Annotated in this window: 11 protein-coding genes; 2 read left to right on the forward strand and 9 right to left on the reverse strand. The window is 38.1% G+C overall.

What is annotated here, in order from left to right:
• Positions 1-1,433 precede the first annotated feature (1,433 nt).
• The 3 genes from BM126_RS15135 to BM126_RS15145 all read right to left on the reverse strand — a co-directional run bounded on the left by BM126_RS15135 (position 1,434) and on the right by BM126_RS15145 (position 5,771).
• A complete protein-coding gene (locus BM126_RS15135; protein ID WP_090990271.1) occupies positions 1,434-2,942 on the reverse strand; it encodes an aminotransferase class V-fold PLP-dependent enzyme in 1,509 nt (502 codons plus the stop codon).
• 211 nt (positions 2,943-3,153) lie between these two features.
• Positions 3,154-4,158, reverse strand: a complete 1,005-nt coding sequence (locus BM126_RS15140) for a Gfo/Idh/MocA family protein (RefSeq protein WP_090990272.1) — start codon at positions 4,156-4,158, stop codon at positions 3,154-3,156.
• Between the two features lie 50 nt (positions 4,159-4,208).
• The gene (locus BM126_RS15145; protein WP_177201451.1) at positions 4,209-5,771 is read right to left on the reverse strand and encodes a histidine kinase N-terminal 7TM domain-containing diguanylate cyclase; all 1,563 of its coding nucleotides are present in this window, start codon (positions 5,769-5,771) and stop codon (positions 4,209-4,211) included.
• Between the two features lie 444 nt (positions 5,772-6,215).
• Between BM126_RS15145 and BM126_RS15150 the strand changes: the two genes are divergently transcribed.
• Positions 6,216-7,550, forward strand: a complete 1,335-nt coding sequence (locus BM126_RS15150) for a peptide MFS transporter (RefSeq protein WP_090990274.1) — start codon at positions 6,216-6,218, stop codon at positions 7,548-7,550.
• An 86-nt stretch (positions 7,551-7,636) separates the two neighbouring features.
• Here the strand turns inward: BM126_RS15150 and BM126_RS15155 are convergent, their stop codons facing one another.
• Positions 7,637-8,962, reverse strand: a complete 1,326-nt coding sequence (locus BM126_RS15155; protein ID WP_090990275.1) for a DUF2254 domain-containing protein — start codon at positions 8,960-8,962, stop codon at positions 7,637-7,639.
• A gap of 560 nt (positions 8,963-9,522) precedes the next feature.
• Between BM126_RS15155 and BM126_RS15160 the strand changes: the two genes are divergently transcribed.
• Positions 9,523-9,849 carry a winged helix-turn-helix transcriptional regulator gene (locus tag BM126_RS15160; RefSeq protein WP_090990276.1) on the forward strand — a complete coding sequence of 109 codons (327 nt, stop codon included), beginning with the start codon at positions 9,523-9,525 and terminating at the stop codon, positions 9,847-9,849.
• A gap of 139 nt (positions 9,850-9,988) precedes the next feature.
• Here the strand turns inward: BM126_RS15160 and rpiA are convergent, their stop codons facing one another.
• From rpiA to fsa, 5 genes are all read right to left on the reverse strand, one after another.
• On the reverse strand, positions 9,989-10,663 hold the full coding sequence (rpiA, locus tag BM126_RS15165) for a ribose-5-phosphate isomerase RpiA (protein WP_090990277.1): 675 nt from the start codon (positions 10,661-10,663) through the stop codon (positions 9,989-9,991).
• Positions 10,664-10,737: 74 nt separating this feature from the next.
• Positions 10,738-11,223 (reverse strand): hypothetical protein, encoded by a 486-nt coding sequence (locus tag BM126_RS15170; protein ID WP_090990278.1) that lies wholly within the window; start codon positions 11,221-11,223, stop codon positions 10,738-10,740.
• Between the two features lie 68 nt (positions 11,224-11,291).
• The gene (locus BM126_RS15175) at positions 11,292-12,143 is read right to left on the reverse strand and encodes a GRP family sugar transporter (RefSeq protein ID WP_090990279.1); all 852 of its coding nucleotides are present in this window, start codon (positions 12,141-12,143) and stop codon (positions 11,292-11,294) included.
• Positions 12,144-12,508: 365 nt separating this feature from the next.
• Positions 12,509-13,846: a glucose-6-phosphate isomerase gene (locus BM126_RS15180; RefSeq protein ID WP_071353155.1), complete on the reverse strand. Its 1,338-nt coding sequence runs from the start codon at positions 13,844-13,846 to the stop codon at positions 12,509-12,511.
• Between the two features lie 246 nt (positions 13,847-14,092).
• Entirely contained in the window at positions 14,093-14,761 is a 669-nt protein-coding gene (fsa, locus tag BM126_RS15185; RefSeq protein WP_071353154.1) for a fructose-6-phosphate aldolase, read from the reverse strand.
• Positions 14,762-14,830: the final 69 nt, after the last annotated feature.

Below are 14,830 nucleotides of genomic sequence, written 5' to 3' on the forward strand. Positions count from 1 at the left end.
TTAAATAATGATTATTTTCAATATGTATTTTTCCTTTTAATGGTATAGATCAGTTAAATTCGATTGTTGATGTTTTCCCATAGAAAAGAGGCATGATTTATTGCATTCATTGATTTTTTCTTACAGAATTAACGCAGCATGATAAAAAAGTTATGGAATTTCCATATTAAAAAAAGCTATGACCATCGTTAAAGGCACACTCAAATTAAAAGTGAAGAATAAGGTAGTTTTTAAGTTAATTCTGCGTAAAGGGTTGTAACTGACCTGGAACATACTAAGTAGCATAATAAGTGAAAACAAACATATCCACACACTCAACAGAGTAGCCAAAACAACAATGTCACTCATCTGACACCTCCACAAAGATAAAATCAAGTATCTTTTTATCAATATATCAAAGCCTATGTTCTTCTGCTAAACTGCCCGTAAGCTGCATAAGAAAAAAATTAACAAAATTTTATAACAGAGCTAATGGTATAAACCAGCTCCTGCTAACAGGAAAACATGGTTATTTACGCAATAAGAGTTCATCTCCCCTTCACATGATAAAACAGCCGAAGAAAATTTCAATATTTTATCTCACTGCTTATACATCGTTCATGGTATAATATGGGACAAGTTCAATTGTTTTTTCATGGTAATTCGTATTTTTTAAAAGTCTTGAATATAATAAAAAAAACAAGCGGCTTTAACATGCTTGCGCTTGATTCAAAATGGCCGCAGTACTGCCAATACTGCGGCCAAACATGCATCGCAAGTGAGCACTGCCTTATGCACAGAGTTTATTTTTTGCCCGTCCGCGTATCAGGGCGGGTTATTTTTTTACAGCCGATGCAATTTGAACAATAACGCCAAATAACACCACAACAAATGTTGCAGTTGCAAGGTCCATAATCTCACCCTCCCCTCTGGAAGGAAGACATCGCTCACTGCTTCTACATGCTTCTAATATCATTGTAACCAAAATATTGAAATCAGCAAACTAAATTTTCGGAAAATTTATTTTTCGAAAAAAAACAGCAAGCAGACTGCATTCCTGCCTTACGAATTAGGGTGCGTGTATTTGCCTCTGATAAAACGTACTATATATGCAGTTTTTGCGGCAAACCTTTTTGACTTTACTTTCTTACATCCTCCATATCTTCCAGCTATGTAACTATCTTGCCTTTTTGACTCTTCTGATTTACTTCTGCAAAATTACGAATATGTTTTGGTCTTTAACTTGTTATGGAGCCTGATTACTGTATAATTCATTATTACCAATTTCTGTTCGCCGAACAAAATTTCACCATCCAGGTCCTCCAGCCAAAAGATGCCTCTCGCCTCCTTTGTGTCTGGCCAATGGTACCCTGCCGCGGGCTTTTACCGCCTGGATAGAGTCATTCCAGACACATAAAAAAAGGCTGCTCATTAAACAGCCTAAACCATTTTCCTTATGGACTATCAAGCTGGAACATTTTATATGTCTTGTTTCTTGCTTCACCGATAAATTGAAAATCATTTGTCTCTTTGTCATACCTGTAGTCTTTTTTCCATTCATCAATATTTTCCATAATCATCTTCATGGATTGCAGGAATCCATAAACTTCTTCATTCGACATAGTCGGATGGACGGAAACCCGTACCCACCCAGGCTTTTCAGACATGTCTCCCTTTTCGATTTCCTGAAAAATGGATTTTGAGGCAATCTTATTGATTTTCAGCAGATAATGCCCGTAGGTTCCTGCGCACGAGCACCCTCCCCTGACTTGGTATCCAAATCTGTCATTCAAAAGCTTGACGATTAGATTGTAGTGTATGTTTTCTGCTTGAAAAGAAATAATGCCGAGCCTTTCTGCTGCGTTTTTTTCCAAAACGGTGATTCCTTTTATTTTCTGTATTCCGGGCAGGAGAATATCCAAAATTTCTTTTTCCCTTTTTAAAATAAAATCGGTCCCCATTTGTTCTTTAAGTTTAATGCACAAGGCAATTCTGATGGTTTGCAGGATTGCTGGAGTGCCTCCATCTTCACGCAGTTCGATCGAATCAAAATATTTATGCTTTCCCCAGGGATCAGTCCAGATAACCGTCCCTCCACCAGGATGGTCTGGAACAGAATTTTGATAGAGAGCGGAATCAAATATCAATACCCCGCTTGTGCCTGGTCCTCCCAGAAATTTATGGGGAGAAAAAAAGATTGCATCGAGCTTCTCCTTCTCATTCTCAGGGTGCATGCTGATATCTGTGTAGGGAGCCGAAGCCGCAAAGTCAACAAGACAGATTCCACCATATTCATGCATTAACCTGGCCAATTGATGATATGGAGTCATAATGCCTGTGACGTTAGAACAGGCAGAAAAAGATCCTATTTTCAGCTTTCTGTTTTTATAACAATCAAGAAGCTCCTTCAAGTGATCGAGATCAACATTTCCATTCTTCGACGGCCGGACTATTTCAACATCGGCAACTGTCTCAAGCCAAGACGTATGATTAGAATGATGTTCAAGATGTGTAATAAATACAACTGGGCGCTCTTCTTCCGGGATGCTGATTTGATTTTTAAATCTTTCTGGTAATTTCAAACCCAATAGTCTTTGAAATTTATTCACAGCAGCGGTCATTCCGGATCCGCAGGTAATAATGACATCTTCTTTTCTGGCTTGAACGTGGTTTTTGATGATAGTTTGAGCCTCTTTATATGCCAGGGTCATGACTGAACTAGTAGAATTAGATTCTGTGTGGGTGTTTGCCATAAAGGGGCCGAATCTTTCGCTTACTGTTTTTTCAATCGGCCGATATAACCTTCCGCTTGCGGTCCAATCGGAATAGATTAGTTTTTTCTTTCCATAAGGAGTGTTTATCAATTTATTATTTCCTATGATGTGTCTGCGGAATTTTTCAAAATAATTTTCAAGATTTCCATAATATAAACACTCCTTTTCTCCGATCCTTACTGTAATCATAGAACCTACCCCCCGAAATCCGGCTTTTAGTTTCAGTATATGAATGATATCAGGCTATGTTCATCATAACGGCTTTTAAGCAGACATAACGCTTTGTTTAGTTCTTTGAGAATTCCGTTGTGCTACAAGGTTGAATAATTTGATTATGTAAATAACAAAACGAAAAAAAGGAATCCTGTAATAGATTCCTTGATATGCTTTATTTTTAGCCTTAATATAAAACTGTTTTTTGTTTTTCAGCGGATTCATAGGCGCATTCTATCAGACGTGTCAGCATAATTGCCTGAACCATATCATACTCAGATGCTTTTTTTTCATTGATAACAAAGTCGATGAACTGAGCACTTGGAAGAGGAGCATCTCTTAAAAGACTAGCTGTGTCAACAGGCGAAAGATTTTCGTGTCCAGGCAGTGATTTGGACTGAAGGAACACCCTCATACTAGTTTCATTATGGCCGGATATGACTAAAATACCCTCTGTGCCAATGATCTCCAGCATATTATCCAGGCGGTATGAAGCGAAAGATGTGTGGGCCGTACCTATTGCCCCTCCTGCAAATTCGATTACAGTCGTGGATATTTCATCGCTTCCAGTCCCATAAAGCTCATTCATTAGACAAGTGACTTTAAACGGATCTCCGCAAAAATAGGGCAGAAGGTAAAGTCCATGGCATCCTAAATCGAGGGTAACTCCTCCGCCTGTCTCGGAAGAATCGAACCAGTAGGAAGGCAGCATGTTTTTATCGATGGCAGCTTGATGGGCCCGCCTGAAATAAACAGATGTCACTTTGCCGAGCATTCCCTCATCAATGAGCTTTTTAGCATATCTGTAGGCACCTATTGTTTTTGATTCAAGGGAAATCATAAATTTTATGCCATTTTCTTCGATGGCAGTTTGTATTTCTAAACAGTCTTCTACTGTTAGGGCAAGTGCTTTGTCAGTAAAAATATGTTTTTTAGCGCGGGCGGCCTTTAAGATCACTTCTTTATGCATAGTGGTAGCACATTCAACCATTACTGCCTCTATATCCTGTCTTTTCAGCACTTCTGCCAAATCTCTTTCAAAGGGAACACCAAATTCCTCTGCTACCGCCCTTCCCCTTACTTCATCATTATCCCAGACGGCTTTGAGTTCAGCTTTTCCTGTTTGCAGAGCCTCTTTGACAAAGCCCTTTGTGTGCACATGCCATGCACCGGCCAACAGCAGATTTACCATTTCGATCTCCTCCTGCTTCTTTTTTTAGTAGTTCAAAAGAAAAATTAAATCTAAAGGGCAGCAGACCGGATACTCACTGTATTTCTTCCCCGTTTTTTTGATTCATATAAAGCTAGGTCAGCATCATGGAACAGGGAATTCAAATTCTTGTGATTGTTCATTTCTGCTGCTCCGAAGCTTGCTGTTATATGAATAATTTCTCCGCCTGTTATTAATGGGCATTCCGCAATACTTTTGCGGGTTTCTTCAGCTAATTCCCCCGCTTCTTCTATCGAAACTCCTGAAAGGGAGATGACAAATTCCTCCCCTCCATACCTGGCCAGAATATATTCCGGTTTAATAAGTTTTTTGGATATATTGATGACATGCTTTAGGGCTTCATCTCCGATTGCATGCCCGTACGTATCGTTGATTTGCTTAAAGTGGTCTATATCAAATAGAATGAGCGATAAAGGACTATTGTTTATTTTACATTTTTCTATCATTTCAGCCGTTTTATCGGTGAAATATCCTCTATTAAATATGTTAGTCAAACTGTCTCTGTATGCCATTTGCTGCAGGGTATTTCTCATGATTTTTTCCTTTGTCATGTCACTTATGATGACTGCTCTTCCTGCAAGCTGATTTGCATTCTTATATACTGGAAAAGAGTGAAGCAGCCCGTAAGACAATTCTCCATTGCGATTCCATTCTATTTCTTGCTCAAATGAAGCGGAATCTCCGCTTAATAATTCGGGAAGCACTGAATTTGGCAGCAAATTTTTCCATACTCCATAAAATTCCTTGCCTATTATAGAATTGTTTAGATCTGGAAACATTTTTATTGCAGCACCGTTAAAATCCGCAATAAGATTAGACCTATCCATAACAAGGACAGCATCCCTCATATTTTCTATTATTCGGTCACGCGCAATGGGAGCCACAACAAGCATATTGGAAGACAAAATCGCTGTCAGGTAAAGAGCAGATGTCACGCACATGATCGCAGGGACCGGATCCATATTGTATGGAGCTTTTCCTACTAAATACAGAAACGAAGCAGTCATAGGCAGCAATAACGCTGACATCATAGCAGCAAGCTGAAAGCGGTAAGAAGATTTCACACTTCGTGCATGCCATATAAGAATGCAAAAAGCAGCAAACAAACAACCGAATGTAAAGCTTCCATGAATAATATAAAAGATGCCAATTTTGTAATCCGCCAAAAGATAGGAATCTTCTTTATGAAGAATTATTGATTTATAGAACAGATGGTGAATGCTATTCGTATATATCATGATTACGGTAATCACCGGAACGCTAAAAAGCAGGATCATATTTTTTCTGGTTATATATTTATCCAATCCAATGAACTGTAAAGCCAGCAGCACATTCAATGGCGATATAAAAGGCAAGCCAAGATACTCGATCTTTACCATCCATTCTATTTCTGACAGGGAAGTTCCTGTTAGTTCAAAAGCATGCCCAAATACATAAAAACAGGATGTGATGTTAATCAGGATGAACGTACTGCTCCCCTTCACCCTGCTTCTTTTCAAAAATGCAAGGATACCCAATAAAACACTAAAAACGCCTGAAATTGAAATAATAACAATATAAATAAAGATATTCATCATATTAACTCCATAATCTATTTAATTAGGTTAATTATAATGCATTTTTAACGATATCGGTTAATTTCTGACACTTAATCATGATGAAGCTGCATAATGGCTTTTATTAATTTTGGCTCCTGACTATTCTTTCTAGTCTAACTTATTCCAATTTTTAAAAAGTAATATTATTTCAAAAAAATAAAATTATATTTTTTAATATACTTAAAATGTAATTTCTTTCTAATTTTGTAAGATATTTTGCTGATGTATCTAGTTTTTAGATTAAATAAGCAAAAAAATCACTTTTCCAATATAATTCAATTGCTTAAATATTGTTTTTTTAATAAAATAAAATTTACGTAAGAGTTAGTGAGTTTCGGCTCCTGCCGTTTGAATTTTTTGAAAATGTAAAAAACATTTTAACTTTCAGGCGTATTTTATTTTTTTAGGGGGACATGAATTATGGAAACGGCTATAAAGAAAGAGGCCGAGAAGCAGCAAGAGAGCAGGAAAAAACATCCTGCGGGCTTGTACATGCTTTTCGCAACTGAGGCATGGGAACGTTTCAGCTATTATGGCATGAGAGCCATTTTAGTGCTTTATTTGACTGCAACAGCTGCTAACGGCGGACTTGGCGTTGATAAATCAACTGCTATGAGTATTTATGGCTTACTTACGGGTGCCGTTTATATCACTCCTATGATCGGCGGATACTTGACAGATAAATTCCTTGGAAGAAGAATCGCCATTCCTATTGGCGGAGTATTAATGGCGCTCGGGAATTTTATGCTGTTCGTAAATCAGAGCATGACCGCTTTATACATCGGGCTTATCATCATGATTATCGGTAATGGCTTCTTCAAGCCAAATATTTCAACACTTGTCGGCGATCTTTATGGCAAGGATGATCCGCGACGTGATGGTGCTTTCACCATCTTCTATATGGGAATTAATGTAGGGGCATTCTTCGCACCTTTAGTTGTTGGGCTAATGAGCTATAAATACGGTTTCCTTACCGCTGCAATCGGAATGATTGTCGGACAGGTTATTTTCAATTTATCTGCCAACCGCTTCTTGGGCGATATCGGCAAAGAGCCAACAAGCAAACAGCAGCCTGCTGTTTCTGTTCAAAAACCCGCTGCTGTACTGACTAAAAAAGAAAAAAGACGTACAGTTGCCATTGTCATTCTTTCGCTGTTTGTAATTGCCTTCTGGGCTGCCTTCGAGCAGGCAGGAAGCTCACTTACTTTGTATGCACAAGATCAAATTGACCGGAACGTGTTTGGCTTTGAAATTCCTACAGCTTGGTTCCAGTCTTTAAATCCGCTATTCATAGTCATTTTAGCTCCTGTTTTATCAGCCGTATGGTACAAGCTTGGAAGCTCTAAACGCGGAGACTTTAAAACTCCCACTAAAATGGGCATGGGATTGGTAGTCGTCGGTTTAGGCTTTATGGTATTGCTGCCTGCTGTTATGTATACAGGAAATGATAACTCTTTAAAAGTAAACTTGATGTTCATGGTAGTAACTTATTTCCTTCATACACTTGCTGAACTTATGATATCACCGGTTGGACTATCGATGGTTAGTAAAATTGCACCGCTTAAACTAGCCTCTCTTCTTATGGGTGTATGGCTTGCAAGCTCTGCGGTAGCTAACTTTGTAGCAGGTCAGTTAGCTGCATTTACTCAATCCCTCGGCTATCTTGAAATATTCAGCACGATTGGTTTTGTGACTATTGGATTAGGTATCGTTCTCCTTCTTCTGACAAAACCAATTACAAAATTAATGGAATAAGTGCATCATCTTAACAAAAAGAAACTGGGGACCAAGCTATTGTTGGTCTCCAGTTTTTTTGTCCGCATATTGCCATTTAGCGGCTGTTATTCAATCTCAAGTAAATCTCCTTGTCCGCTTTGCCCGCCTGCCGTATATAATTTTTTCAGAGCACTATTCATTCTGTCACTATCAAGAAATAGCCAATCTTCCTTCTTTAATCCTTGAACAATGTATTCAGTAAAATTCATCACCATATTTTTCACTTCGTCTTCATTGGTCTCTGCAATTAAAGTGAGCGCCTGGATTACCGAAATCATTACAGATACATCTGACTTTCCGTAATGGCGTATTTGATAAAAGCTTTTATACAGATAATCAAAAAAAGTTGGTTTTTCGATGATCAGCCTGATGTTATTATTTCCATCTCTATGATAAGGATTGGATATATCATATTTTCCAAGCTTCGATAAAATTTGGCTTAGCTGTTCAATACAGTTAATAGCTGTCTCTGGGTCATTTTTCCCCGGGGCGATTCCCCTCAGCGCAATTTCAACCAGCTTTTGAATACCGAAATCTACATCATGCACTGATTCCTGATCGTCAGTTATTGCTAGAAGTGAAAGCATTTCGTTTTTATCAAATGCAGCATCATTGCCCCATACCTTGAATAAGGGTGTATCAACATCTACATATTTCCCCCTGTCTTTTTCAAGCTTGACGATAATGTCCTTTTGTTCTGCATAATTCACCAGCTTTACTGTATCAATGAACTGCAAATATCCTCTTTTGCTGCTTATCACACTTGCATAAGACTGATCTTCAAGTTTTAACTCAGTATCATCTTTAATAGTTTTAAGCTTTTTATCTCTGCTGATGTTATTATCAAAAGCCAAAAGAGTTTCTTTCGTAATATTTGAAATCAGGTTGCCGACCTTGATCCAATCCATAACATGATGAATTAAAAAGACAAACATTCCTACACATATGAATGCCACCAGCACAGCAAAGGACGGGACGATAAACGTTTCACTCAAATCATTTTTTCTCACCTGCAGCAGAAGGACAAGGGTATAAATGTAGCCTCCTACAAAGGTACCCAGTACTCTTTGCGACTTAGAACTTTCATTAAAATTCTGAAGTGTCCGCGGAGAAAACTGAGACAGAAATGTTGTCTGCACGACCAGTACAGACGAAAATGTTATCGTAGTCATAGTAAGGAGCGAAGTTGAAAGAGCACTGAGTATAGAATGTGCAAGCTCCTTATCTGAAAGGAATATACTAGGAATATGCTTATATAGCTGATGATGGACATGCAGATACCGATCCAGCTTCATGGTCAAAAGCGCAAGAATAACCGCAGCAATGCCACATATAGCCGGAGCTATCCAAAAGTTTGATTTGATTTTCTTTTTTGTTATTTTTAATGACATGGTTTTCTCCCTTGAAATTTAATTTAAGAGCCAATGATACAAAAGGATAAATAGCAGTCCTTTTATACCTAAAATGGACAGTTAAAGCACCTTAACTTTTATACCCTTAAAATAGCTTTTTTAACATCACACGTGCCCAGCGAAAATTCATTGTTTCTCTTAACAAAAAGTCATATTTAACATTTGAATAATGCTATGTGAAATAAAGATCCTGTTTAAAAGGGTATAATGTAACCAATGTATTTCTGTTTTTCCTTAGAAAGTATTCCTAATGCATTTCAAACCCCTTATCCCCTGCCAAGTCTCTTCCTTCCTATGTATTCCAGCTTTAAGGTTGTCTCTTCTATCGGGAAATGCCCAACACCGAACTTTTATCAACCAAGTAATTTTTTGTTCCTTTATTATTAATAATTATTTTAATTCCTATAGGTTCTCTTCCCTTTAATTGCAGTAATAAATCTGATATAATACGAATAATAGGAAATAATAAACAAGATAACATATTGAGTACTTGTTACTAAAAATACACAAAATATTTTATGAAAAAGAGGTGGATTGGTATGGCTGAGGAAAAAAGCAATGAACGGATCTGCAAAAAACTTGAACAAAGCTATGATATTGTAGGAAAGAAATGGATGGGCCTTATCATTCACACCCTTATGATTGAACCTAAAAGGTTTAGTGAAATTCACTCTTTTATCCCTGATTTGAGTAAGCGCATGCTAAATGAGCGTATAAAGGAACTCGAAGACTTTGGAATAGTCATCAGGAACGTCATCACAGACCGTCCAGTCCGCACCGAATATTCCTTGACAAAAAAAGGCGTCGAGCTTGGAAGAGCGCTTCGTGCTGTTGAAGACTGGTCAGAGAAATGGATGGGTAAATAACCCTTAACGTTCTGACCTGGCCAGTACGGGCAGAAATTGCATTGAATGGACTTGGAACTGCCTATATCAACCGAAAAAACCATCAAATTAGGACAAAAAAGCGACCGCTTTGTCTCAATTTGATGGTTTTTGCTTTATGCTATTTTTTTATTTCAATCACCTTACGGCTTTCTTTATCGACCGTTATAACCGTATGAGTCATATTTACAAACAATCCATTTTCAACGACACCAGGAATCATGTTAAGAGTTTGTTCAAGTTCTTGAGGATTTTCAAGGTTTTCAAAGGTGCAGTCTGCAATATAATTACCATTATCCGTAACAAAGAGAACATCATCATGCATACGCATTTTCATTGTGCATCCTGGAAGTTTTTCAAGATGCCTGACTGTCATTTTATAACCAAATGGAACAATTTCGACCGGAAGCGGAAACTTCCCTAATTTCTCGACCATTTTAGCTGAATCAGCAACAACAATAAAAGTATTGGCGGCTTTAGCAATAATTTTTTCCCTTAAAAGCGCTCCGCCTCCGCCTTTAATTAAAACCATATCCGGATTGGCTTCATCTGCACCGTCAATGGCAATATCGAGATGATCCACTTCTCCGAAATCCGTTAAAGGAATCCCCCACTTCTTCGCCAGCTTTTCTGTTTCAACCGAGGTAGGTATACCCTTGATCGACAGGCCTTCTCCAACAAGCTGTCCTAGTTTTTCTATGGTATAAAATACGGTCGAGCCTGTTCCCAAACCGACAGTCATACCGTCTTTAACATATTCAGCCGCTTTTTCGCCAGCCATTTGCTTTTCATTCATGTATGTGCGCCTCCACTCAAATCTTGCTGACAGACAAGCTTTTTGTAACCAGCAAGCTGCAGCAGAATGTCACATTATATTTTAACAGACGCCGACAAAATGTCCTCTGTTTTCAGTTCAAGGAGCTTTTCTAAAAATTTTATAGATTTCATTGCATGATAAATATCATCAACAGTTACTACATTTTCATTTTTCATTTTATCTATATTATTTTGTACTTCATGTTTGAAAACATCAGTGTGAATCAGCCATTTCCCAATAAGTTCCTGAGTGGCTTGACGCTCTTCTTTACTTTTAAGCGCAAAAATATTCTCAGTCTCTGTTTCTTCGAGCACAAGAGATCTGAAATCTTCATCCATTACAAGCCAAAAGTAATTTTTTTGGCTGTCATAATATTTTCCTTCTTTTAATAATAAATACTCTATACCAATCAGAATTCTGTAAAATGGATTATGCTCCTTAGGAGTTTGGAGCTCTTTTATTTCAACAGTATTCTCTTTATTTACATAGGTTTCATTTCCATATTGTGTCAAGATGATTTTAGCATCTAATAGCTGCATGGAGAATATGCCTCCCTTTCCTTTTCATCATTTAGCTTATACTGCACGATGGGCTGCACGGGAACATGTCAGGCTTTTGCCATGCCAAGAAAGACTCCTCCAGCAATGATTAAAATGATGCCCAGGGCAATATTAATCAGCTGACGTTTCGTTTTCTTTTCCCCCAAGAGAAAAATCCCTCCAAGTGTTGAAATGACAATTCCCATTTGGGAGAGTGAAAAGCTTGTTGCTACACCTACTTTTGGCTGTGACAGGAACAAAAATAAATTTCCAGATGCCCAAATTAGTCCAGGAATTATATTCCTGATGGCATATTTGTTAAATGGCTTATGTTTATAGGTTAGAATTAATCCTCCTATTACCATGCCAATGGCTTGAGGAAATAATGCAGACCATCCATCCACATTCATTAACCTGGCAATGACTACATAAACCAGGTAACCCAAAGTAGAAAGAAGAAGTGTTATGACCCCTTTATTAAAGCTTGCATTTTGCTTCTCCGCATTTTTGTCATTTAAGGATGCTAAAATAATACCAATGATAATGAATACCAAAGCTAAAATTCCAAAAATAACAGCTGTCGAAGTTTCCCATTCTTTAAACACAATTACCCCGAAAAGGGAGGTTGCAACTAGCTGCATGCCGGTTGATATGGGCATGGTTCTTGAGACTCCTATATATTCAATACTTTTTAATTGGTTGCTTTGGCCAAGAGACCAGAACAATCCGGATATGATGCCAATTAAAAAAATATAAGGTGTCAGTACCGGATGGACTGTGAAATAAATGATAATCGAGAAAATGAGTGCTCCAAGGGTTGTCCCAAGTGTTTGGCTATAGGCGCCTCCCCCAAGTTTTACATTAAACAGCACAATGCTTCCCCAGAAAATTGCAGGAAGAAGAGCCAGTAGTATATCCATGATGCAGAATCCTTCTTTCGGCAATTAATTATTTTATATTTGGTAACTTTATGTAACCATATTATACCCAACAAAGTCGTTCGTCAATACTTATTCAGGTAATTCAGGCTGTAAAATGATGGAGGGAACCGTCCCAGCTTTTAAGTTTGACGGTTACTTAAAGTAACAAATTGGTTGTAAGGAGTGAAGTGGAGCAAGCGGGCAGCACCTTTAAGATTTCCAGCTGATTTTTGCTTAGGCCGCCGTATCTGTCTCTAAGGCGAAATCAACATGAAATTCTGTAGAAAAGAGCCTGTCATTAAAGGCAAAAGAGCACCCCTGCCAGGGCAAAGCTTTTCGCTGGCAAAGGCACTCTTCCTGCAATATTATTTGGATAAACGCTTCATCAATTCAGCTTTTTCTGCTTCAAATCCTGGTTTACCAAGCAATGCAAACATGTTGCGCTTATATGCTTCAACACCCGGCTGATCAAATGGGTTTACGCCCATAAGCAAGCCGCTGATTCCGCAGGCTTTTTCGAAGAAGTATACCATTTCTCCAAAAGTGAATTCGTTTAACTCATCAAGTTCAACTGCAAGGTTTGGCACATTACCATCCACATGTGCAAGCACTGTTCCTTGGAATGCATTTTTATTTACTTCGTCCATGGTTTTTCCAGCAAGGAAATTTAATCCATCAATGTTAGCAGGATCTTCCTGAATTGTTACATCAATAGCAGGTTTCTTAACTTGAAGAACTGTTTCTAACAAGTCTCGGCGTCCTTCTTGTACATATTGGCCCATTGAATGCAGATCTGTTGTGAAATCTACAGATGCAGGGAATAAACCTTTTTGATCTTTTCCTTCACTTTCACCAAACAGCTGTTTCCACCATTCAGAAACATAATGAAGATTCGGCTCGTAGTTTACAAGCAATTCAATTGTTTTTCCTTTGCGGTAAAGAGCATTCCTTACTGCTGCATACTGGTAGCTCTCGTTTGACTCAAGCTCAGGATTATTATATTTTTTAGCTGCTGCTGCTGCACCTTCCATCATTTTGTCGATATCAAGGCCAGCTGCTGCGATTGGCAATAATCCGACTGCAGTCAATACAGAGTAGCGTCCGCCTACGTCATCAGGAATCACGAAGGTTTCGTAACCTTCTTCATCTGCAACCTGTTTTAAAGCGCCTTTAGCTTTGTCTGTAGTTGCATAAATACGTTTTTTAGCTTCTTCTTTGCCGTATTTTTTCTCCATATAATCACGGAAGATACGGAAAGCAATAGCTGGTTCCGTTGTTGTACCTGATTTAGAAATAACATTTACGGAAATATCTTTACCTTCTAAAAGCTCCAGCAAGTGTGTGATATAAGAAGGACTGATATTTTGTCCTGCGAAATATACTTGTGTTGTATCTTTCATCTGATTATGGAAAGTATGTGTTAATGCATCAATCGCAGCACGTGCGCCGAGGTATGAACCGCCAATTCCGATTACAACAAGAGCATCAGAATTTGAACGGATCCTTTTAGCAGCTTCCTTAATACGGGCAAATTCTTCTTTGTCATATGCTTCAGGAAGGTCAACCCAGCCTAAATAATCAGAGCCAGGACCTTTTTTTTCATGTAGCATGTGATGTGCTGTTTTAACGAATTCGCCTAGATTATCTACTTCACTTTGCTGCATAAAAGACAAAGCATTTTTATAATCAAAAGATATAGTCATGAGGCATTTCTCCTTTTTTATTCTAAATTGAAAATCTTTTAGTATTAAGCAATGTCATACTTGCCTGATAATTTCTACTTCGATAACCATATTGCTGGATTATCAAATAATGGACATTTATGTGAGCTATTTTTTTATGATTACTGTGTGGCAATCATATTGTTAAACAATAATGAAAATAGCTTAAAAAAGACAAAAAAAAGATTTAGGGGTGAAATATCCACCCCGTAAATCATTTTTCATTCATTATTTGCTTACAACTTTTTCCCAGTCAGTAGAGAATTTTTCCATTCCTTGATCAGTCAATGGATGCTTAGTAAGCTGTTCAACTACTTTAAGAGGCATAGTTGCAATATGTGCTCCTGCCATAGCTACACGTGTAACATGATCTGCGTGGCGGACAGATGCTGCAATGATTTGTGTATCAAGATTATGAGTACGGAATAAAGCAGCAATTTTTTCTACCAAAAGAACTCCATCTTCAGAGATATCATCTAAACGGCCCAAGAATGGAGAAACATAAGTAGCTCCAGCACGAGCAGCCAATAGCGCCTGATTCACTGTGAAGATCAAAGTGATGTTCGTTCTAACACCTTTTTTAGTCAAGTAACGGCAAGCTTCCAAACCGGCAACAGTCATCGGAAGTTTAATTGTAACTTTTTTGTCTCCGCCGTTGATTTTAATAAGCTCATTAGCTTCAGCGATCATATCTTCAGCAGTAAGAGCAATTGGAGTAACTTCAGCAGATACAGATTCTACATCTGGAACAGCCTGGCAGATTTCTGCGATGCGGTCTTCAAACTTAACGCCTTCCTTAACAACTAGAGAAGGGTTAGTAGTCACACCAGATAAAATACCCATTTTGTAGCCTTTTTTGATTTCATCAAGGTTTGCAGTATCTAAGAAAAATTTCATGTTGGATAGCCTCCATTTGATTTATTATGTCTAAAAAAGGTCCCAAAGCACAATAGGCGTTACGTGCCT

The organism is Bacillus sp. OV322 (assembly GCF_900112495.1).
GTDB lineage: Bacteria > Bacillota > Bacilli > Bacillales > DSM-1321 > Peribacillus.